This is a genomic window from Shewanella ulleungensis (assembly GCF_014648315.1).
Lineage (GTDB): Bacteria > Pseudomonadota > Gammaproteobacteria > Enterobacterales > Shewanellaceae > Shewanella > Shewanella ulleungensis.
Window position 1 is genome coordinate 845,801 of sequence record NZ_BMQW01000001.1, and the last position, 22,517, is coordinate 868,317.

Below are 22,517 nucleotides of genomic sequence, written 5' to 3' on the forward strand. Positions count from 1 at the left end.
TTTAATGAGTGCTTTTTTTATCATTAATTATGATGTTGTAGATCAGAATTTGTACGCAAAATACAATCCAGGTTCAAATGCAATTACAGCAGGTACTGTTGCTAAACATGGTGGTACCATTCTTGCCGCAAGCGACTCTGAAGTTGATATTATCGGTCAACAAGGCCAAATAAAAGTGATCATCCAATTTCCAAATTCTCAAGCTGCAAAGGCATGGTTAGACGACCCTGAATATGCCCCCGCTAAAGCTATTCGTTTAGCCGCTACGGATAATATTAATCAATATATTGTCGACGGTTTAGCGCAGTAATAGTAATATTTATCCATTACTTGAACCTTTGTAAAGCTGCTGATAATTAGGTATATGCGCTAACCAAAAAGGTGGCGTGCCAATATACTCTTGCACCGCTTTAATAAATTCGCTAACCAGTAATGTTTGTTTGCGATGAGGATACACAGCGTAAATGCCGGTATCCATCGTCGACAAACTATAGTCAGTTAACAACGGCACTAAATTAAATTCCGCAATCGGCTTTTCTAAGTTAAACAAATCAATTACGGTATAGCCCAAACCATCTGCTACTGCAGCAATCATCGAGCTGACATCACTGACTTTTAAATTACCTTGCATCTTATAGTTTTTAAACTGCTCGCCGTGAGGTTGCATACTTAATCGCATCACATCTATGGACGATTCACCATTACTATAAATGACCGCTGGCAGGGTTATCAGTTGTTCTGGCGTGGTTGGCATACCATAACGCTCGATAAAATCTTTGGAGGCCACTATCGCGAAGTGAGTTTTGGCGATTTTTTTGGCAATTAAATTCGACTCCGCTAAGCGCCCCATTCTAAAAGCCACATCAAAATGATCTGAAATAATATCGGCTTTATGGTCATCTAAAGACAACGTCACTTTGACGTGAGGATAACGTTTCATAAACTGGCTAATCACTGGCTGCAAATAATGTTGACCAAAAAATATGGACGAGGTTATCCGAATAATCCCTTTAGGTTCAGACTGGTACGAGTCAGCAATATTTTGAATATCGTCTAAGGTGTTCAGCAAAATATGCGCTTGGGTAAGAATTTCTTCTCCCGCTGAGGTCAACGCAAATGAACGTGTAGAGCGATTAAGCAGCTGAACACCGAGTGTAGACTCAAGTTTTTTAATTTGTTTCGACAATGACGAATTATCCATGTCGTGCAACAACGCCGCCTTGGCAAACGATCCCTGTTGTACAACATCAACAAATAACCCAAGCTGATTAGTCAAAGACATAATAAATTCCTAAAAAATAAAAGCTGTTAACGCCGATTTTACACTTGGTCCCAAGATGGCGGCGTTGAGTAATATTGGCTAACAAACTCAATAAAACAGGCCACTTTAGGCGCTAAATATTGCCGATTTGCATACACCATATACAAACCGACAGGCTTAGGTTCATAACCTTGTAAAATACGCACTAACTTACCCTCGGCGAGAGCCTTACCCGCAATAAACGTTGGTTGAATGACAATACCGCCGCCTAATATTGCAGTATTGACCAGCAACTCACCATTATTGGCTATTAAGTTATCATTAAAATCAATAGTATGACGCATGTTATCAAACCCAGAAAACAGCATTGCATCATCAGAATATACATACTTCAAATAGTGATGATGCTGTAATTCAGCCGGCGTTTTAGGTAAGCCGCGTGCAGCAAGATAATCTGGTGAAGCCATAATCGCGATATTGATTGGCGCTACTTTTTTACAAATGTATGACGAGTCAGCCAGTTGTCCTATACGCATCGCCACATCCACCCCTTCATCAACAATATCAACTTTGATGTCTGTTAAGGTGATTTTCAATTTGATTTGCGGATAACGTTGCTGAAAACCCATCAATAGTTGAGGTAAATGCAAGGTACCAAACGACATAGGCGCACTAATGGTTAAAGTCCCCGAAACAACTTGAGCATGCTCGGTTAAACGACTCTCCATTTCATCAATATCAGCAATCACTTGCAGGCAACGTTGATAATAGTCACTGCCCGCTTGAGTCAAGCTTAAGCGGCGCGTGGTGCGATGCAATAATCGGGTTTGTAAACTTTTCTCTAAAACCGAAATGTATTTACTTACCAATTGTGGCGAAACGGCTAATTTATCGGCCGCTTTAGTAAATGCCCCTTCTTGCACTACGGTCAAAAAGGCCCGCATGGTGTCGAGTTTATCCATTGATTAACAACATATTGTTGATTGTTTATCTCTTTTTAGCATATTTATCTTTATATAGGTTAACAATATAGTGATTAGCACAGGTGTAAAGTCGCCGTTTCGACACAATCAACATGAGGCTCATGATATGACACAGCAAAAACCACTTTTTATATCGCACGGCTCGCCAATGATGGCAGTAGAAAAAAGCCAAACGTCACGGTTTTTACAACAATTAGGCCAAGCGATTCCGACACCGAGTGCCATTGTGGTGTTTTCTGCGCATTTTGATGTTAAACACGATGTGATCATTACTGCTGGGCAGCAGCCTGAAACTATTCACGATTTTTATCATTTTCCAGATGAGCTTTACCAAATCCGCTACCCTGCACCCGGGGCACCAAAACTTGCCCAACGTATTGCCACACTGTTTGCCGACGCCAATATCAATGCCAAGTTAGACAGCCAACAAGGCTGGGATCATGGTGTGTGGATCCCACTCAGGTTAATGTACCCACAGGCCAATATTCCCATCGTACAGATTTCAATTAACACCCGTATTGGCGCCGCGCAGAATTACCGCTATGGCCAGCTTTTAGCTCAATTAAAAAATGACAATATTCTTATTATAGGTTCGGGCGGGATAAGCCATAATTTAGCAGAGGTATTTAAGCGCACTAAAACCGTTAATGGGGTCGACATGATGAACCAGTTTAGGCATTGGGTTGAAGACAAGCTGGTAAATAATGATATTGAGTCTTTACTGAACTACCAACAACTTGCTCCGCATGCCAAGTTTAACCACCCAACTCCGGAGCATTTTTTACCATTAATGTCGGTACTCGGCGCAAGTGGCAATACTCGAGCTAACAAAATACACCACGACGTTGAGTATGAATTACTAGCACTTGATGCTTATTCATTTTCTTAAGCGATTAGGAATATATTAATTCAATAGTCCCTCGAGAATTATGAGACCTTAGTATCATTAAACACTTGTATTCGCGTTATAAATCGGCTAAATCGAACAAAAATACCTCAAACAAATAATCATTATACAAAGCTATTGGATCTCTTATTAAATTGGGCATAAACTCAAATTTAATATTGTTAATACATCATTGATTAACAACACGAATAAAATGCATATAACTTTTACAGTAAAGCTTGAACTAGGTAGTATTTTTTCGCTTATATTACCTTCTGAAATAAGCTATCTTGTAACATCGCGTACACAAAGTTCGAATGTACGATGCTACTAAATATCCCAAAGGAACCGATCTATGCTGATTGAACATGACATTACTGACGTATGTGTAGGAATGTATGTGGTCGAAATCACCGAGCCTAAAGATACGTTTTCGCTAACTAAGCCTGGCGTGCTTAAAAGCGAACGTGTTATCGAAGCATTAAAGCGCAAATCGGTTACCAAGCTATTAATTGACACTAGTAAAACAGAAGTCATTACTAAGGACACTGTCACTAAAGTCAATACACCAAAGTCACAACCAACCCGGCAAGTAACTCCTGCACGCCCAATCACCAAGCCTAATTTCTTTAATCAAGAAATCGTTCGAGCGCGCCAGGTGTTTAATGAGTCAAAGGACATTCAAAAAAAGTTATTCCATAATGCCCAACATGGCTTGCCATTAGACATGGACCCAGTGCAAAAGATCACGACTGAGTCTACCGACCTTATTTTTAATAATCCTAATGCACTGTCTTGTGTGATTAACATCCGTAATAAAGATGAATACTTATTAGAACACTCGGTATCAGTATCGGTATTGATGACCATGTTTGCCGTATATAAAAAAATCGATAAAGACATTGTTAATCAATTAGCTATCGGTGCGTTTTTACATGATGTAGGCAAAATCATGATCCCAGACAGGATCTTGAATAAACCCGACAGATTAACTGAAGAAGAGTTTCATATCATGAAAACTCACGCCAGTTACTCCATTGAAATCATGAAGAACACTCCAGGCATCAGCCCGTTAAGTCTAGAGGTTGCCAGCTTACATCATGAAAAACTCAACGGTGAAGGCTATCCATTCGGCGTACCTGCTGAAAAAATTACTCTGTATGGGCGGATGATCAGTATTTGCGATATCTTCGATGCACTTACATCTCATCGTTGTTACAAAGAAGGTTACGCCCAGGTAAAAGCTTTTAGCATTTTACGTGCCTTAGGCGATAAAAATGAATTAGACCGGGACTTAGTCGACCAATTTATTCGCTGTATGGGCGTTTACCCTGTCGGCGCTGTGGTGCAGTTAGAATCCAATCGATTAGCCATAGTTGAAGGTCACAATCCCAAAGATCCTATTCGCCCATTAGTGAAACCCTTCTATCATTTAAAGCCTGATCATTTTGAAGTTGGCCAGAAAATTGACCTGGCTACCGTCACCGATGATTTAATTGTCAAATGTGTCCGTGCTGACGACTACAATCTCAATATGGAACAGATTATCGAGTTTTTGGCCCACGAGGGTTAATGGTATACCCGTAAATGTTCTTGCAAATCCTCACTTGGCTACATGCTCACGAGTGACCTTTTTTAAGCCAAATATATAGCGCATAAGATTAAAAGGTCTTATGCACCAGTAGCATAAGAAAGAACAAATGATAAAAGCACTCAATAGCAAACTGAACGATTTAACCATGATGCCCGCCTGCCACTGGACAATATAAAACGCCAACATCACTATGATAGTTTGATGCAAAATATAAAATGGATAAATGAGTTCATTGGTTTGCTGCAGCCAGGTTGGTGTTCTATTAATATACGCACTGGCAAACCCTACCATGGTTAATAACCCCGACCATGACACCAAACTGCACACCACCCACCAAATTTGCCACCGAGCCGTTAATGACAAATACGGGCTTAAGTCCGGTGAATAGTAATATGCATAAAAGAATAACGAGCTAATAAGTAGACTGATTAAATAGGTGCGACGATGCAAAGCAAATGTTTGCCAAATCTGCCCACTGTGTATAAAACTCATGCCCGCAAAAAAGAAAAATACATAAAACAAGCTCAATGACAAATTTTCAATATGATGGCTGTCATCGGGCATCAGGTATTTTGTTAAGCCTCTCACTATGACCAACGCTAGCCCTAACGACAATAATCCATATTGCGACCGACTTAGGCGTTCAAGCCACTTGATCCAGACCGTCCCCATTTCGCCATCTAAAAAGTGCTTAAAAGGGATCGCCAGTAACATAAAAATCAGCAAAAATTCGATAAACCATAAATGATTGTTATCAAACGACCACATAAGTTGACCGTAGGCAGATAACAATGAGTCATAATCTGCGATATTTTCGATATAGTTTTGTGGCGGTACAATCAATATCATCCCCACCAGCAATGGCACAAAAAGCCGTTGAAGCTTACTGAGCATAAATGACTTTGCAGATTTCTTTTGCAGTAACAATAAGCTGCCGGCTCCAGCAATAAAAAATAATGTTTGCAGTCTAAGCTGTTCAAAGTAAACCATAATATCGTCAAGCACTTTGCTCGATTCATTATTCATGACATGCCAGCCATCACCATTGAATGGCATAAAAATGTGATGTAAAAAAACAGCAAAAATTAATATCACTCGTAACCAATCAAGTTCAGAATAGCGTTTATTTTGAGGTAAAACCTTATTCATTAAGTATGCCTTCCTTTGGCTTGATAATATTATTGATAGCCGTCATTGTGTGCAGAAATTAATAGGACTATTTTAGGACATCTGGCGCATACAGTAACACAATGCAGACTTTTTTTAGGCCATACGTTGTGCAATGCTTGGTTGATTCTCTAATACCAACGTAACAAAGGCATCGACCGTGGCACTGTGATTAGTTAGCTTTACATGCAGCTGGGTGGCAATGGATTTATGTGCATCATTAAGCGCTAAGAAACAACACCCTTGGCTGTATAGTTTACTAATACAATATGGCGCAATGGCAACACCTAAGCCAGCAGCAACCTCCGTTAATAGGGTTTGCATATGCCGAGGTTGGCTAATAATATTAGCCGAAAAACCAGCTTGTTTGCACATCATTATCGTGTCATCAAATAAACCCACCGCTTCGTCACGATGAAATATAATCATTTTTTGTTGCTGTAGCTGGTTTAGCGAAATCTGAGCAAATTGTGCTAATGGATGCTGCTGGCCGACCACTGCAACAAGTTTATCGATGTATATGTCTGAGCTTGCAAACTCATCTTGGATCCCAGTAGGCAAAGGTCGCGAAAAACCGACATCAATAAGATTATTCTTAAATGCTTCTATTTGTTCCGTTGCTGTCATTTCAAATAAACTGACATGCACATCAGGATAGCGCCGAGAATAATCACGAATAAGATCAGCCATAAAACTTAAGCAAGCAGAACTTAAGTAAGCTATTTTTAACTCGCCGATCTGGCCCTGTTGTGCACGCATAACCTGATATTTAGCTTTGTTTGCTAGCGTAATAATCTGCTTAGCATCATGCAGTAATTGCTCCCCTGCGGCAGTGATCACCACCTCTCGAGAATTACGGATAAACAACGCCACACCAAGCTCATCTTCAAGCATTGCAATGTGCCGACTTATGGCAGGTTGCACAGTATTAAGCTCGCGAGCCGCACCGGAAAAACTTTGATGTGCCGCAACACTAATAAAACTTTTGAGTATTTTAATATCCACAACCACCTCACATACAATTCTGCTATAGATTCTATAAAATAATAACATTTTTGTTATAGCTGGTTTGTGTTTATTCTACTGCCATGATTAAAGATTAAGGACGACAAAAATGCAAAGCTTACAACAACAAACTGACGCCAAGATCCAAGAAGGAAGACAAAAAAATCCCACATTTATGAACAATGTTGACGATATTATTGCGCAAGCTAAAGCGTTCCAAAAAGCCGATGATGCCATCAAGCTTAACCAATCAGCGCCTGCTTTTACATTACCTAACCCTAATGGACAGTTAATTTCATTGAGTGATTTATTGTTACAAGGTCCTGTGGTTGTAACGTTTTATCGAGGCAGTTGGTGTCCGTATTGCAATCTACAACTACGAGCCATGCAATCACGCTTGGCCGACATTCACGCCTTAGGAGCACAATTAGTGGCCATTAGCCCGCAAATACCAGACGGCTCACTGTCACAAGATGACATAAGTAATATGGACTTTATCGTCTTATCAGACCAACACGCTAAGGTTGCTGCACAGTATGGTGTTGCATGGGAAGTCCCTGACTTTTTGACTGAGCATATGCGAGTAGACCGAAAGCTTGATCTAGAGGCAATCAATAATGGTAACAGTAATATTTTACCTATCCCTGCGACATTCGTGATTGATAGTAATGGCAAGGTCATTTGGCGCTTTGTTGATGTTGATTACCGAACACGTGCCGAACCTAGCGACATCATCGACGCATTACGTACACTGGCTTAACTCGCTTCAATTTAACATTTATCAAACGATAAGTAGACAAAATCATGACTCGTTTATCTGCACTCGGTAGTTTTTCATTACTGTGTATTGCCAGCCTCACCATTATGGTTGGTGCTCTTGTCACACCGGGTTTATTAAGCATATCAAACGCATTAGGTATTCATGAATACTCGGTATGGCTTGTGACTTTTCCAGCATTAGGCGCGGTGTTATTTGCACCCATTGCCGGTAATGCAATTGATAAATTTGGAGCTTATCGGGCATTAATAATAGGATTACTTCTCTATGGCGCACTTGGCATTACAGTATATTGGCTGCAAGGTCCGTGGTTAGTATTGTCAAACCGTATTCTATTGGGCGGCATTACCGCTGTGGTAATGGCAAGCAGCACGGTATTAATTTCACAATGGTATATTGGTAATGAACGCCTAAAAATGATCGCTAAACAAGGTATGGCCATTGAATTAGGTGGAGTCTTATTTCTCTTTTTAGGGGGTAAATTAGCCAGTATCCATTGGGCTTACCCCTTGAGCTTATATTTAGCTGCTTGGTTATTTTTGTTGATGTTATTGTTATTTGTACCACGTAAACACCCATCACAAAAACCAGAGTCTGAAAGCGATAATAAACGCGTTAAACATGGACTGTCACTTAGACATGTTTACCTATTTGCCACGTTAGCTATGGGGGTATTTTTTACCGCAATCGTAATGTTACCCATCAGCATGGCCCAGCAAGATTATAACGAAAACCACGTGGGCACTTTATTAGCCTTTCTCTCATTAGTGGCTGTGATAGCGGCTCACTTTATGCCAAAAATAACAAAACTGATTGGTGTAACTCATCTGCTAGGTTTAGCATTTGCTGCCTTTTCTGTTGCACATTTATGTTTTGCTAACGCAGGCAGCATAGCAGTGTTATTTGTTGGAGCGGTTTTCGCGGGAATGGGCTTTGGTTTTAGTATTCCGTTACTTAATCACATGACGGTAGAAAAAAGCCCTGCGAACGTTAGAGGCAAAAATCTATCGTATTTTACAATGGCGGTATTTGGTGGTCAGTTTATCACGTCATTTATTGAATTTATTCCTGGAGAAATCAACGTACGCTTTTACTCCACAGCTTCTATGGCCTGTCTGATCGCTATCGTTTTAACCTTCATGCAATACAATGATAATAAAAACCTCAATAAACTCTCACCAGAATAAAATACAGATCAGTACTCGTAATAATGGCTCTTTTTATCAACTTAGCGACCCGGGTATTAAATCAACGCTTTAACCTTAGCCAACTGCGATTGAAACAGTAAACTATGATGATGCGACACAACATTACTTTGCACGCTTCCTTGAGTAACAAGCTTGCATGCTTCATCAGCCTCAAAATGATAACCAAGCGAGTGTCGGTTATCAGAAAATGAGTCGACTAAATCATCAAGATGATATAAATGACACTCAGATGCCCTAAACGCATCAGGAATAACAATATATCCCTTGTCACCAATTAGGTAAGCGTTGTTACTTAACCGGCATTGAAATGATGCAGCTAAACTCACCGCAACCTGTTCACTTTTACCCAGCATAATGACGTCATCCTCAACCCCCGTTTCACATACCTGGGCTTGTACATAGAGGTTGTCGATGTCTTGTGTTAAAAAGTAGTCAGCAATGGCTAATGGATAGATGCCCATATCGAGTAAACACCCCCCGGCTAACTCCGGGTTATACTCTCGTCCATTTGGCGTAAATGCAATTGGATAGCCAAAGTCAACTTTGACATGTTTAAGCTGGCCTATCCGGCCATCATCTAACCATTTTTTTGCTTGCTTCATTGCAGGTAAAAAATAAGTCCACAGCGCTTCCATTAGCAATAGGCCTTTTTGCTGCGCCAGTTCACATAACTGTTGGCACTCTTCAACCGATACGGTCATAGGTTTTTCGCACAAAACATGTTTACCCGCCATTAAGGCATCATAAGCTTGTTGAAAATGGAAGTTGTGTGGCGTGGCGATATACACAATGTCTACATTAGCATCATCAAATAACGCTTGATAACCTTGATAAGCCACATCTGCGCCATACTCTTTGGCGAATTGGTCGGCATCCGCTTGCTGGCGAGCTGCAACAGCATATAAATGACTTTGCTGTGAAAATGCTAAGTCTTGACAAAACAATGCAGCAATACGCCCAGTGCTGACAATGCCCCAATTTACTTTTTTCATGAACACTCCATTTCAATTTAGGTATTCCGTAACAACCATCATATTAGCACGTGATGAAATAGATGAAACTTGAAGATAGTTTATTCGTGATTGAAATGGTCGCATTAAAACATTAATGACGTTTGACGCCAAAACAGCACAACAATACCCATCGATTATCGACAAAGCGGGTAAATTAATCATTCTGAGATATAGCAACACTCAACCCATTTCACTCAAACTTAAAAATTGCAGCATACGGCGAACAAATATTAACCAGGCTTATACATATACCCAATCGAACTGAAACGACATGTTTCAGAGCGTCAGCGTGTTTTCAACAAACTGATTCAATGATTACTTTTTGCCCCAAACCAAACTTTTTTAACCGCGGTTAATTTGGTTTAACTACTCAACTGACATTGAAGACAAGCTATCTGTATTGCACATGTTAGGTGATAACCGCAATGTTAATGAAGCTTATCTGACAGGAAATCGGTGTATCGTGGTGACTTGAAAACTTAAGTGAAGCATAAAATGACAACATCTTGTTTTGTTGCCATTTTATGTTCTAGCGCACAATTTTTAACCACCCTTATGTTATGTTGAAAAAAGGAGCAAACAATAAAGGACGGTAAAAATGAAAACACTCACACAAGAATACATCAAAACACTTTTACCGCATCGAGCAGATAACAGCCATAAATTGACATTCGGTCATGTCCTTAATATTGCTGGCTCTATAAATTATCGTGGAGCGGCATATTTGTCGAGTATTGCAGCATTGCGGGTCGGTGCCGGTTATGTCACCTTGGCCAGTAGCCCAGGTGTTTGTCAAAGTGTCTGCGCATTAACGCCCAATATAGTAATGCACCCTTTGTTAACGCGACCAATTATTTATGCAGAGATAAATCCCAATATTGTTGAGTCAATTTCTATTGAATTACAATCCATAGATACTGAATCAATAGATGAAAAAGCGGTAATGCAACTCAGTGTTCAACTGCAACAAGCGACTGTCATTACCGTTGGCAGCGGCTTAAGTATTGCGCAAAGTAAAGATCAGTTTAACAATCCAATTAATTCACAACATGGTATGGCTGTCGCTGAAGGAAATCATGGCTTTTTCTTTGCGCTGCTCACGACACTACAAACTTGCACACAAACAGTGATATTTGACGCCGACGCACTCAATTTTATTAGTCATTTATTGCATAAATCTGCAGGATTACATCAACCAGCGTTAACCTTACCGAACCACAGTATTATTACCCCACACCCAAAAGAGCTCGCTCGACTACTCAATATTGATGTACACGACATTCAAGCCGATCGAACTCATTACGCTATAATTGCAGCAAAACAATTACACTCTATCGTGGTGCTAAAAGGTAAAGATAGTGTGATAACTGATGGCGAGTACACATTTATCAATCCCACAGGTAACAGTGCCTTAGCTAAAGCGGGAAGCGGCGATGTGTTAACTGGTATTATCGGCGGATTTTGTGCTCAAGGCTTGAGCCCATTAAATGCTGCCTGTCTTGGCGTCTATTTACATGGTTTAAGCGGTGATTTGGCTGCAGAAGAATTAACCCAATATGGTGTGCTTGCAAACGATTTAATTCACTTTATCCCCAAAGCCATTAAATCCCTTTTACAGCAATAAATAGCAGAGGCTTGAGGTATTGCTAATTCACTAATCACTAATCACATCATAAAAATATTGAGATTTGAACTCTCAAGATTATTAAAATTGTCGCTATACGGTATAAATAAATTTAATAAATTTTATTTATACCCCTAAATGCAAAATCGTTAACACAAAGTTCCGTCTACAAAAAACAAATTTGATATCTACAGCTTTTCTCCACACTTACATCATATTTTCTGCACAATATATTTGTACACTTAACATAGATTTAATATTAGTCATAATAAAAAGGATATTGTAAAACCTAATTCACCGTCGAAGTCCGACACTCGCCTAATTAAAACCAATGACGCTAAACCTGAGAACAAAACATAACTATAATGATAAGTGGTTCAAATGAATATAATTAACCATAATATTGAACAATTGCTATCAAACTTTGACAGCCATAATCTAGACGACTTACACCATGCTAACTTGCAAGATAGAGTGGATTCTAAATTCATTTTACCGTTAGCATTTTTGCCCATTTTGCTCAAAGCCGCTCGCAATTACTACAGCGTGTTAGAAATCAATGGTAAACGCACTTCAAATTATTTTAACCAGTACTTTGATACTCAAGAGATGAATTTTTATAAAGATCATCACAATGGGAAATTAAACCGTTTTAAAGTACGTAAGCGCACTTACCTCGACACACAAACACAATACCTCGAAGTAAAATTTAAAAATAATCATAAACGCACGATAAAAAGTCGTATTCGTTGCAGTAATAATGTGCAATCAGATGACAATAACCATTCTTTTATTAAACAGCACTTAGGTTATGACTTCACTCAGTTATCGATTTCACAACAAGGTGGATATCAACGTATAGCGCTGGCAAACGAGGCTATTCCAGAACGCATAACTATCGACTTTAACCTTTGGTATCAATCGTCAGCAGGTCAAGATCGCCTCGATCTTGACGGATTTTTTATTGTCGAATTAAAACAACAAAAACACTCAAAAAACTCGCCATTTTACCAATTAATGCCACATCACTATTTTGCGCCAACGGCATTCAGTAAATACTGCATAGGCTGCGTCCTATTGAACCAACACACGATTAAATACAATCGCTTTAAACCTACACTGATGAAGCTTTCCACAATAAGTCAATCTAACCAACATACTGCATTATGGAGTCACTAATATGACCGAAATTACCCCACGTTTTATTGTGCTATTTCTAGTCAATTTTATATCGATTGTCATGTTGTGTTATGGCTGTTATTTCCGCAGTAATAAAAATGCGACAGTAGCTGGTTCATTTGTATTATTTGGTATTGGGATCTTTTTAATTACTTATTTACTTCATGGCGTTGATATGTCGATGGAGTTTGCTTTTGGTTTATTTGCTGTATTTGGTATGTTGCGGTATCGCACAGACACTATTTCAATTAAAGAAATGACTTATTTGTTTATGGTGACGGCCATAGCCCTGCTATGTGCAGTAAGTAAATTACCCACATTAGAACTTTTTTTAATCAATGCTTTTTTATGCTTTATTGCATTTTTAGTCGATACTCGTTTCTTTCAAGGTCATCATAAAATTCAACGTATTTCATACGAACGAATTGAAAACATCAAACCTAAAAATAAATCATTACTATTAGCGGATTTACGTGAACGTACTGGATTAAATGTTACTAATGCTGAAATTGAACACATCGACTTTCTTAGAGATACAGCAGATCTCATTGTCTACTTCATACCAGAAGCACCAAAACAAGAACGGGTCGCTAATAGCAGTAACCAAGTGGAAGCAAACTCATGAGGACATTCATACTCGATATTGCACCCGCCATACTTTTATTAGCCACTAGCGCAACAGCCAATGAGTATCCCGAATTGAGTTTTGGTGGTTATATCATGGTAGACCATGATCAGTTTTCAGATCTCTTTCTTGAAGATGAGCAAAACTCAAATAATGGAACAGACATTCGTCGTGCAAGGTTAAGTGCAAAAGCTAAATTTAATGATGATTGGCGTAGTAAATTTCAAATAGACATTGCTGATGGCGACATCGATATCAAAGATGCGTATATCCAATATCAAGGTATTAGCTGGGCAACCATCACGGTTGGACAGCAAAAAGAACCTTTTGGTTTAGAGAAGCTTACCAGCTCAAGCGACACTTTTATGATTGAACGCAGTATGGTCACAGAAGCGCTCGCACCGGGACGCAGTATGGGGGTAAAACTGGGTGGAACCCCGGGTAACTTCACTTGGAATTTAGGGTATTTCCAAGATGACAATTCACAAAACAGTCAAGGGATAACAGGTCGATTAACGTGGGCTTTGGTTGATGGCGATGACAACTTTATCCATCTTGGCTCAGCCTTGAGTGAGCGACAACTTAAAGGAGATGAGTTTAGAATTAACGAAACTCTAGAAGTGTATTCTAGCGACTCATTACTGGAAGGCACTCGCTTAGATGCTGAGGCGATGTCATTAGCCAGTATAGAGTTAATGTGGCAATACTTAGGTGTTGTTTCTATGGCTGAATGGATCGAAACAGATATCGACGATCCAACTCGCGGAACCTACCATTATCAAGGTGGTTATTACCAAATGAGTTATCCACTCTCTGGTAAAAATCGTCGATACAAAGATGGAAAATTAGGCACCATTAAGGCCAAACACGACTGGGAACTCACATGGCGAGTGAGCCAATTTGAATTAGAGCAGGAAGATCGCAAAGCCCAAACCTTTGCCGTAGGGGTAAATTATTTAGTCGATAAAGACCTAATGTTTAAAGCAAACTTGATACGAGCAAAATATCAAGATGATGGCGAGACCTTTGGTTATGACAATGCATTTTCGTTTCGAGCTCAATACAGCTTCTAATAACAGCAACCTTTTTAAAGATTAGTAATCACTCATAAAACAGTGAACAAACACAACGCCTTGTTCACTGTTTCAACCTTGAGGTCAACGACAATTTAATTAGCAAGCAAATTAAAGAAATCGTCTATTGGCATCGGTTTGTGAAAAAAGTATCCCTGAAATGCGTGACAACCAATGCCAATTAAAGTGTCAACCTCTGCTTGTGTCTCTACTCCTTCTGCTATTAATCCTAATTTAAAAGTGCGAGCAATTAACATCGTAGCTTCAACGATTGCGCGGCTATCATCACGCTTATCGATTAACGATACAAAACTCCTATCAATTTTAATTTTATCGACAGGTAGATGTTTAAGGTAACTTAACGATGAATAACCAGTACCAAAATCATCAATAGACAATTCAAACCCAATTTGTTTTAGCGCTGTAATTTTTGCTACAGCCAAATCAATATCTTCGAGCATCGCACTTTCGGTTAACTCAAGTTCAATATCACTGACTTTAATGTGATGTTTATTAATAATTACACTAATACGCTCAATAAAATCAACTTGATAAAACTGTTTGGCGCTTACATTTATGGCTAATTTAATTGGGTTTTTCAATGGTAAAGTTTGTAATGAAGTAATACACAAGCAGGCTTGTTCAAATATCCATTCACCTAACGGGATAATAAACCCAGTTTTTTCTGCAATACCAATAAATTCATCCGGAGAAATAAAGCCCAGTTGTGAGTGTTGCCAGCGGATCAACAACTCCGCCCCAATTATTTCTCCCAATTGATTAACTTGGGGTTGTGCCACCATAAAAAAGTCTTGCTGAGTTAACGCTTTACGCATATCGGTATCGAGTAAATATCGACGACGTGTTTGTTTTTCCATGTCTTGTTGATAAAAAACAGAGCTAGTACCTGTAGAAACCTTAGCCTTAGACATGGCTAAATCGGCCTGCATATACACGGTATACGCATCGCAACTACTCGCAGAGAAATAGGTTACACCTATGCTCGCATTCACGTCGATACTCCGATCATCAATCAGGTAATTCGACGAGAAACACTGATGAACCTTACGTAACAAAAGCTCAAGATACTGAGGCAAATTAAGTTGACTCGGGCATAAAATAACAAAGGCATTTCCAGAAAAACGCCCTAACACTTCTTGCTCAAGGCATATTTTTTGTAATCGCTGAGCAACTTGGCACAGCAATTCGTCACCAACCAAATGCCCAAGTGAGTCATTAATATCTCTAAAACTATCTAGATCGATATAAATGATAGCCCCAGAGAGTTCATGATGCTGGCATAGTTCTATATGTTGATTAAGCTCATTAATTAGGTGAGTCCGGTTGGGCAACCCCGTTAATTGGTCATGAAATGCTATAAAGGTTAGCTGTTGCTCTGCTTGTTTTCTGCGCTCAACCTCACTGACAACTTGTGAGTGTTGCAATGACGCTCTACAGACATAAAATAAATCTTCTACTGCTGGAGTAATGGCATTAATAACTAGTTGCGGAAGTGGGGTGTGATTACGTTCGAGTACAAAAAAAGTGTGAGCGGTAAAAGCAAAAAGGTGATAATAAGTCCCTTGATAAACAACATGTTTCGTTACCACGTGTTCCACACTCGGCTCACTTAATATTTCGGTAAAGAAAGCTTTAATCGCGGGAACTTGTTCAGGAAAACATGCCGTAATATTTGGCATGCAAATTCGCCCTAGATCATTACACGTAATCTCGTTAGCTGAAAATAAAGCACCAGTGTATTTTGTTGGCATATATAAATACGCCGCTCTAACAGACAAACGACGGATACAAGTTTCCATATACCTACGGCACAAAGATCTTAAATCCGCGTTAGCATTAAGGCTTCGGGTTATCTCATACTGTATAGATACCAGTTCTAATGTTGCCAAATAGGAGGGTGAATGATCCACGTCACAAACCTCCAAGTACTATCGTTTTATTAAGAAACTGAATTGCCCCTTGGCTTGTATTTTTTATCTCGCCAATCGACAGCACGCCCGCAAGTTTTTTTCCTGAGGGCAATTGCGCATTTATGGCATCCAATTCCAATTGGTAATCATCATGTAAAAATAACGCCCGAGAGATGCAATCAACTAACACTACATATTGCATTTCCCCGACAATATCGCGCTGCAATTTAGCTGCAAATTGAGCTCCAGCGTCATTTGCAGCAGAAATTAATTTGTCTTTTGTCGCATGAAGTATATAAACCAAACTATTTTCGGCGACATTACCAACACACACCAAACTATGGCCTTTTACCGCGATAATATCCCTGACTAAATACTCTTCATCTAACTGCTTTAAGCCAAAAGGATAACAGTGAATATGCTCTTCAATATTATCAGTATTGATATCAATCCCACTTGCCGTCGATATCGCATCACAAAATACATCTGTTGCAGGTTGATAATTCAGACAATGGATGACATTTTCACTGGCTTCTGTGACTAAGTATGGCCCAGCAATATGAGATAAATCATGCTTGCCTTCCACTTGCAACTTTACGTCATTCGATAAACAAAAAAGAATTGCTGCATTTCTAAAGCAGCCGAGCTCATTCGCTACACAGTAGTTAAATCGATTATTAATATCGCCCACTCCAGCGCCAATTAATACTCGGTCACTACCTAAGTTTTCATAAACCGTGGCAATAAAAGGCTCTACTGCAGAACTTAAACCATCAACAAATATTGCAGCGGAACCTAAAGTACCGTTAGTCACAACAAATTGCTGTAGTTGTTGGCATAAAAGATCATGATCAGCGGCAATATCAGGAATAAGCAAACTGCATATTGGGTGTATAAACCCAAGAATTAATGCGCCTTTATAACTATAATATTCACCAAATATGACACCTGGAATAACACAGGCATTTAATGGTACAGGAGAAGCAAGGGCAAGCTCGGGGATAGACTCAATACGAAATGTCGACTGGCAACCAATTAGCACTAAAACATACTGCGCACCATTGTTGACAGTATGTTCTATTAATGAAACAACACGCTCCTTGGTTGCTTCATCTGTGTATTCGATATTGGTGAAAATGGCTGTCATTATTTATCTGAAATCCCTTATCATTAAATGGCTAAATAATCATAGCTGAAATGGGTATAGCCACCACACTGCAAACAATTATATGTGGCAAGCATCACACTAAGTCATTATAAAAAATCATAAAAAAAATATTCCCAATAACTTATGCGTCGTAATTTCAGCGCTAACAAATCCGTGTAAGCCTGATATCAAATCTGATATACAACACCTCAATATAACCTTATATACAATGATGAAACAAGTCGTAACTGAATGATATTCTGCAGAACAATCAAATGAATTAAGTCACAATGTCACCCACAAGAACGCAGGTGACGATATGTTGTTTTAAGCAAGTAAGCTTTCTAAACACTGCTCTTTAATGCCGTAAAAGGCTTTAATGTCAGCTACCTGCTGTAAAATTGCGCTATTGTCTCGTGGTTGTTTTCGCTTTTGCGCTAAGATCATTTTATTTTTGCTGGTGTGTTCCAGTGAAATAAATTCAAAAACTTGGGTGTCATAGCCATGGGCTTCTAACAATAATGCACGTAAGCCATCGGTGACCATTTCAGCTTCTTGCCCCATGTGAATACCATGTTGTAACAAAGGTGCTAACATAGCAGGGCTTTTCATTTGTGGACGAATTTGCTTATGGCAACAAGGCGAACACATAATAATTTCCGCACCGGTTTGGATCCCCATGTGAAGCGCATAATCGGTAGCGATATCACATGCATGTAAAGCAATCATGATATTAATACCTTGTGCTTTAAAATGTTGTACATCGCCTTGTTCAAACTTAATCCCTGGCAAAGCCAACTTCGTCGCGGTTTGATTACACAAGTCTACCAACCCTTGACGAAGTTCAACCCCAGTCACTTGAGTGTTAACTTGCAACTTATCGGTAAAATAATCATGTACAGCGAAGGTTAGGTACGCCTTGCCAGAGCCAAAATCAGCAATATGCACTTCATTTTTTTCAGCTAAGCCAGTGTTATCAATGGCACGAGATAACACTTCAATAAACTTATTGATTTGCTTCCACTTTCGTGACATCGACGGAATAATCTCGCCATTCGCATCAGTAATGCCAAGTTCACGTAAATAGGGACGATTTTGCTCTACAAAACGCTTTTTAGCGCGGTTGTGTAACATTGCGCTATCGTCGGCGTTAACTTCTTTGCCACTGATTTTAGGGGTATTTTTATTACGATATTTATTGATTAATACTTTACCCTTTTTACTGATACTCAACTGTACTTCCCACTCATTGGTAATTAAATGTGCGCTTTGAAAATCTTTCCCTAACCACTGCTGGCAAAGGGTTCCTGCGTCAACGAGTTCAATATTTTTGGTGATATGATTCGTACGGTATTCGTATAAACAAGACGCAAGTCGCTGACCTTTAAGCTCAATAGTGCGCACTGCAATGCGTGTTAGTTCTTTATCTTCGCCACGGTATTTTGAAAACACTAAACGTTGCAAGGTGTTGTCAGTTAACGCGCTAACACATTGATGAATAAAGTCATTAAGTTCGAGGGAAGTTACGTTTGACATTGATATCTCGTTTACAGTAAATAATTTAAAGCGGCATGACACAAATGATCCTAGTGAATCTAGTGAATCTATCCGAGTGCATCACCTGCGGCTAATTCAGATGGCCTATTCTACACCAACTAGCCGAAACAACTCCCCTATTGATTTGAATTGGCCTATCTGATGGGAGTCACTAGCTCCTGTATCAGCTGAAATATGACAGTCTTAATATTGATGTTGTTGTCTGCCGTACAAACCAACCAATTGATTTTTAATACTAAAAATTAACCTTCAGCACTTACAACCTCAAACGCTATTGTTTGTAGAATTTCTTCTGCGACAATAATGACAAACTGATACGAACCAGGATAGAACCGCTTTTTATCATCAAATAAAATAGCTTCATAATTTACATTCACCGGCGGCTTAATTATCCAGTAACCATCTGTTGTGAATAGTTCATAGGTACCAGTGACGTCATTAAACTTAAAAATATAGTAGCCTAATGAGTAACTTAATTTATCTAAGTTTTCAATTCTAACCCCAAACCTATTAAGAGGAACGCCATCTTTTGATATTATTTTTAGATTAGGATTGATGACATAAGCACCATCAACTTCACTGATGTGACCAAACTCAAGCTTAAATCCTTGCACTATCTGTTCTTGAGGCATAGTGGTACAGGCAGACAATAACCAAAGCAATAAACACACTATAAACTTATTCATAAATCCCTTTTAAAAAACACTAATAATACCTTTGGAAAAAATAACATAACTCGTTTTCATTGCTTTTGCGATAACTTTGCGCGATACATTCAACTCATCAATTTTAAACAATATGTTTAAAATTTTAGTGTTAAATGAATGGTCTATTCGCTGTCTTCTAAATTCAGTACCAATTGAAATAAGTGACTATGTTTTCCTTTGGCCATATTAGGTTACCTATTAGGATAGGGGTATGAATCAAGGTAATTAAGCCTAGTTGAGCATTGACGATTTGACCCAATGACGTGGGTCGCCATGTCAGTGTTTATGCAACACAAATGACCTTTGTGAAACAGTAGAAAAAGAAGAATCCTAACAGCATTGGAGTAACAGATTATAATTTTGGATCACGAGTCTGTCATCGCGGTCTATCTTATCTTCAACAAGTTGACGTATAAAAATATTGTGTATAATACTTGAGCAATTATACATAGATGAAATATTGAACTATGGTAATGTTAAAGCGCCAAAAATATTGCGCGACACGTTCAATACTAACGATTAACTTTTTATTTTGAACTTAGGAGTCATCATAAAAAACAACAACTTAAAAATAACACAGTCAATTTATTCAACATTAGCATCTACCATAAGGTCATTGATTAACTGTGGTGTAAAATCTGGGTCTATTGCTAATTTTGAAGCGATTCAAAGCATCAATATGATTTGTTTGTTTTTAATTGCAGGCAGTGTTTTCTATGCATTGCAGTGGGGAGTATTCAACTACTACCCTCTAATGGTGTTAAGTCTCATGTTTAGCATCAATTATTCGTTTTGTTTTGTATGGATGCGAATAGGAAAGCCGAATTATGCGGCATATCATTGCCTTATTAGCGCCATCGTTCATTTTAGCGTTTATTCAATCGTCATTTTTAACCGTGACGCTGGTTATCAGTGGTTTTTAATCGCAATAATTCCAGCCTCTTTTTTGATGATCCCTTCCGCTTCACGATGGCATCACGTTGCGTTTTCATTGGTTGCTATGCTTGTGATAATAGTGAGTGAAACAGGCATATACGGAGCCCCCATTTATACATTTCCCGCCGAACTTCGTACTTTATCTATATTAATTGAAGGCTTATTTTTAGTTATAGGACTCAACCTGACAATGCAAATATGTAACCATTCAATTGATAAGTATCAATCGAAGTTAGTCGCGTTAGGGCAAAAAGATGAACTCACGGATATTGCTAACCGCCGTTTTTTTATGTCTTCAATTAAGCAGTTGGCACAAAAAGAGCAATCAAACTATTTTATTTTAACTTTGGATTTGGATCATTTTAAAAAACTCAATGACCAATATGGACACGCCGTAGGCGATCAAGCGTTAATCAATGTTGCAAACACCATTAATACCATCATCCCTAATGGGTCATTACTGGCACGTTTGGGCGGCGAGGAATTTGCTATTTTGCTTTACTCTGACACTAGAGACCACGCTATAGCCATAAGTAACAATATAAGAGTGGCGATAGCTGAACACTCAATAACTACATCTAAGGGAGAGAAAGTTAACTGCACGACGAGTATCGGAATATCGCCATTAACTCTCGATTTTTCAGCTTCAATGCAATTATCTGACAAGGCACTATACCAGGCTAAGGAAAAAGGACGTAATTGTGTCGTGTTCCTCAACAACATACCCGTTCAAGCAGAAAATAATGAATATAAAAACTGATGTATTAACCGCAGATGAAGCTGACTATGGCATACAAGCAAGCAGAATATTTGCGTTAGTCTTACTGTGTATCAATATTGTATTTATAAGCTATTTTTACTATCGCGACTATCATCTAATCGTTTTGATGGATGCAATTTTCATGGTCATTTTTATTGCGCTATATGGACTGTCTTATACTGTTTACGCACTCCTAATTAAAGAGTCATTAATGGTTCTTTCATTATTACAAATCATGTTGCTTTCGGTCGTGTTTATTGGGAGCGATTCTGGTATGCATTTGTACACTATAGGTATGATCCCTGCGACCTATATTTTTGTTTCACGACGACAGATTTGGCCTCGAATAAGAATGGCCACCTTATGTACTTTGGGATTAGTTTTTGCTGAGACTCAAACCATTGTTGAACCAGTATACATAATGTCTCAACATGAGCTCATGGCTATAAAAGTTATTGTCATTGCATCAGTATGCGCAATTGTCTTTAGTTTTTTCTTACTCTTTTTTAATTATATTCAAGCTAACAATATACAGTTAAAAAAACTGTCAGAAATTGATGAACTCACCAAAATTGCCAATCGTAGATTATTCTTACAACACCTTAAAACGCACACCAAAGAGAGTATAACTCATAGTGTATTACTTATAGATATTGACCATTTTAAGCATATTAATGATCAGTACGGCCATGCTGGCGGGGATGAAGTGCTAAAGCATGTTAGTGGATTAATGCGTTCTTTTTGCCAACAAAACGACATTGTTGCAAGGCTTGGGGGCGAAGAGTTTGCCATTTTCTTATTCAATACTACATTAGTGCAAGCGACCGTTCGTGCTGAAAACCTTTGTAAAACAATAGAAGGTTCACCTACTGATACGATCCTATTTTCACAACCAATTCCTTGTACGGTTAGCATTGGTGTAAACGTTTTAACTGAAGATATTAAAACGAGTCTAGGTAACGCAGACAAAGCAATGTACTCAGCAAAAGTAAATGGTCGCAATCAAGTAGTAAGCATCAAATAATAAACAACAATAAAAAAGTATTCATTCTTCATAAAAAAATGGATGCCTTATTTATTAAT

20 protein-coding genes are annotated in these 22,517 nt (G+C 38.8%); 11 read left to right on the forward strand and 9 right to left on the reverse strand.

Annotated features, from left to right (window positions below; translation table 11 throughout):
* Window positions 1–4: 4 nt before the first annotated feature.
* Window positions 5–310, forward strand: a complete 306-nt coding sequence (locus IEY40_RS03535) for a DUF1330 domain-containing protein (RefSeq protein WP_188953340.1) — start codon at window positions 5–7, stop codon at window positions 308–310.
* A 9-nt stretch (window positions 311–319) separates the two neighbouring features.
* On the opposite strand, the gene IEY40_RS03540 is transcribed toward IEY40_RS03535, so the two are convergent.
* Together IEY40_RS03540 and IEY40_RS03545 are read right to left on the reverse strand one after the other, a co-directional pair.
* Window positions 320–1,282: a LysR family transcriptional regulator gene (locus IEY40_RS03540; protein ID WP_188953342.1), complete on the reverse strand. Its 963-nt coding sequence runs from the start codon at window positions 1,280–1,282 to the stop codon at window positions 320–322.
* Window positions 1,283–1,320: 38 nt separating this feature from the next.
* Window positions 1,321–2,223 (reverse strand): LysR family transcriptional regulator, encoded by a 903-nt coding sequence (locus IEY40_RS03545; RefSeq protein WP_188953344.1) that lies wholly within the window; start codon window positions 2,221–2,223, stop codon window positions 1,321–1,323.
* A gap of 127 nt (window positions 2,224–2,350) precedes the next feature.
* Here IEY40_RS03545 and IEY40_RS03550 point away from each other — a divergent pair, with 127 nt between their 5' ends.
* Window positions 2,351–3,133, forward strand: a complete 783-nt coding sequence (locus IEY40_RS03550) for a DODA-type extradiol aromatic ring-opening family dioxygenase (protein ID WP_188953346.1) — start codon at window positions 2,351–2,353, stop codon at window positions 3,131–3,133.
* A 352-nt stretch (window positions 3,134–3,485) separates the two neighbouring features.
* Window positions 3,486–4,703 carry a cyclic di-GMP phosphodiesterase gene (locus tag IEY40_RS03555; RefSeq protein WP_188953348.1) on the forward strand — a complete coding sequence of 406 codons (1,218 nt, stop codon included), beginning with the start codon at window positions 3,486–3,488 and terminating at the stop codon, window positions 4,701–4,703.
* 30 nt (window positions 4,704–4,733) lie between these two features.
* Here the strand turns inward: IEY40_RS03555 and IEY40_RS03560 are convergent, their stop codons facing one another.
* Entirely contained in the window at window positions 4,734–5,873 is a 1,140-nt protein-coding gene (locus IEY40_RS03560; RefSeq protein WP_188953350.1) for an acyltransferase family protein, read from the reverse strand.
* Window positions 5,874–5,987: 114 nt separating this feature from the next.
* Window positions 5,988–6,896: a LysR family transcriptional regulator gene (locus IEY40_RS03565; RefSeq protein ID WP_188953352.1), complete on the reverse strand. Its 909-nt coding sequence runs from the start codon at window positions 6,894–6,896 to the stop codon at window positions 5,988–5,990.
* 109 nt (window positions 6,897–7,005) lie between these two features.
* Between IEY40_RS03565 and IEY40_RS03570 the strand changes: the two genes are divergently transcribed.
* Together IEY40_RS03570 and IEY40_RS03575 are read left to right on the forward strand one after the other, a co-directional pair.
* Window positions 7,006–7,656 carry a peroxiredoxin-like family protein gene (locus tag IEY40_RS03570; RefSeq protein WP_188953354.1) on the forward strand — a complete coding sequence of 217 codons (651 nt, stop codon included), beginning with the start codon at window positions 7,006–7,008 and terminating at the stop codon, window positions 7,654–7,656.
* 44 nt (window positions 7,657–7,700) lie between these two features.
* Complete coding sequence (locus tag IEY40_RS03575; protein WP_188953356.1) at window positions 7,701–8,861, forward strand: MFS transporter; 1,161 nt, start codon at window positions 7,701–7,703, stop codon at window positions 8,859–8,861.
* 56 nt (window positions 8,862–8,917) lie between these two features.
* Here the strand turns inward: IEY40_RS03575 and IEY40_RS03580 are convergent, their stop codons facing one another.
* Window positions 8,918–9,874, reverse strand: coding sequence for a Gfo/Idh/MocA family protein (locus IEY40_RS03580; RefSeq protein WP_188953358.1), 957 nt, complete (start codon window positions 9,872–9,874; stop codon window positions 8,918–8,920).
* A 619-nt stretch (window positions 9,875–10,493) separates the two neighbouring features.
* Between IEY40_RS03580 and IEY40_RS03585 the strand changes: the two genes are divergently transcribed.
* From IEY40_RS03585 to IEY40_RS03600, 4 genes are all read left to right on the forward strand, one after another.
* A complete protein-coding gene (locus IEY40_RS03585; protein WP_188953360.1) occupies window positions 10,494–11,519 on the forward strand; it encodes an NAD(P)H-hydrate dehydratase in 1,026 nt (341 codons plus the stop codon).
* A 381-nt stretch (window positions 11,520–11,900) separates the two neighbouring features.
* Window positions 11,901–12,698 (forward strand): polyphosphate polymerase domain-containing protein, encoded by a 798-nt coding sequence (locus IEY40_RS03590; RefSeq protein WP_188953362.1) that lies wholly within the window; start codon window positions 11,901–11,903, stop codon window positions 12,696–12,698.
* Between the two features lies 1 nt (window position 12,699).
* A complete protein-coding gene (locus IEY40_RS03595) occupies window positions 12,700–13,323 on the forward strand; it encodes a DUF4956 domain-containing protein (RefSeq protein WP_188953364.1) in 624 nt (207 codons plus the stop codon).
* On the forward strand, window positions 13,320–14,396 hold the full coding sequence (locus tag IEY40_RS03600; RefSeq protein ID WP_188953366.1) for an OprO/OprP family phosphate-selective porin: 1,077 nt from the start codon (window positions 13,320–13,322) through the stop codon (window positions 14,394–14,396). The genes IEY40_RS03595 and IEY40_RS03600 overlap by 4 nt, the downstream gene beginning before the upstream one ends.
* 95 nt (window positions 14,397–14,491) lie before the next feature.
* Here the strand turns inward: IEY40_RS03600 and IEY40_RS03605 are convergent, their stop codons facing one another.
* From IEY40_RS03605 to IEY40_RS03620, 4 genes are all read right to left on the reverse strand, one after another.
* Window positions 14,492–16,216, reverse strand: a complete 1,725-nt coding sequence (locus IEY40_RS03605; protein ID WP_188953368.1) for a putative bifunctional diguanylate cyclase/phosphodiesterase — start codon at window positions 16,214–16,216, stop codon at window positions 14,492–14,494.
* Between the two features lie 112 nt (window positions 16,217–16,328).
* Complete coding sequence (locus tag IEY40_RS03610; RefSeq protein WP_188953370.1) at window positions 16,329–17,474, reverse strand: FIST signal transduction protein; 1,146 nt, start codon at window positions 17,472–17,474, stop codon at window positions 16,329–16,331.
* Between the two features lie 327 nt (window positions 17,475–17,801).
* Window positions 17,802–19,010: a class I SAM-dependent methyltransferase gene (locus IEY40_RS03615; protein ID WP_188953372.1), complete on the reverse strand. Its 1,209-nt coding sequence runs from the start codon at window positions 19,008–19,010 to the stop codon at window positions 17,802–17,804.
* Between the two features lie 263 nt (window positions 19,011–19,273).
* Window positions 19,274–19,717, reverse strand: coding sequence for a hypothetical protein (locus IEY40_RS03620; RefSeq protein WP_188953374.1), 444 nt, complete (start codon window positions 19,715–19,717; stop codon window positions 19,274–19,276).
* A gap of 553 nt (window positions 19,718–20,270) precedes the next feature.
* Between IEY40_RS03620 and IEY40_RS03625 the strand changes: the two genes are divergently transcribed.
* A complete protein-coding gene (locus IEY40_RS03625) occupies window positions 20,271–21,434 on the forward strand; it encodes a GGDEF domain-containing protein (protein WP_188953376.1) in 1,164 nt (387 codons plus the stop codon).
* Window positions 21,418–22,458 (forward strand): GGDEF domain-containing protein, encoded by a 1,041-nt coding sequence (locus IEY40_RS03630; protein ID WP_188953379.1) that lies wholly within the window; start codon window positions 21,418–21,420, stop codon window positions 22,456–22,458. Before IEY40_RS03625 ends, IEY40_RS03630 begins: the two co-directional genes overlap by 17 nt.
* Window positions 22,459–22,517: the final 59 nt, after the last annotated feature.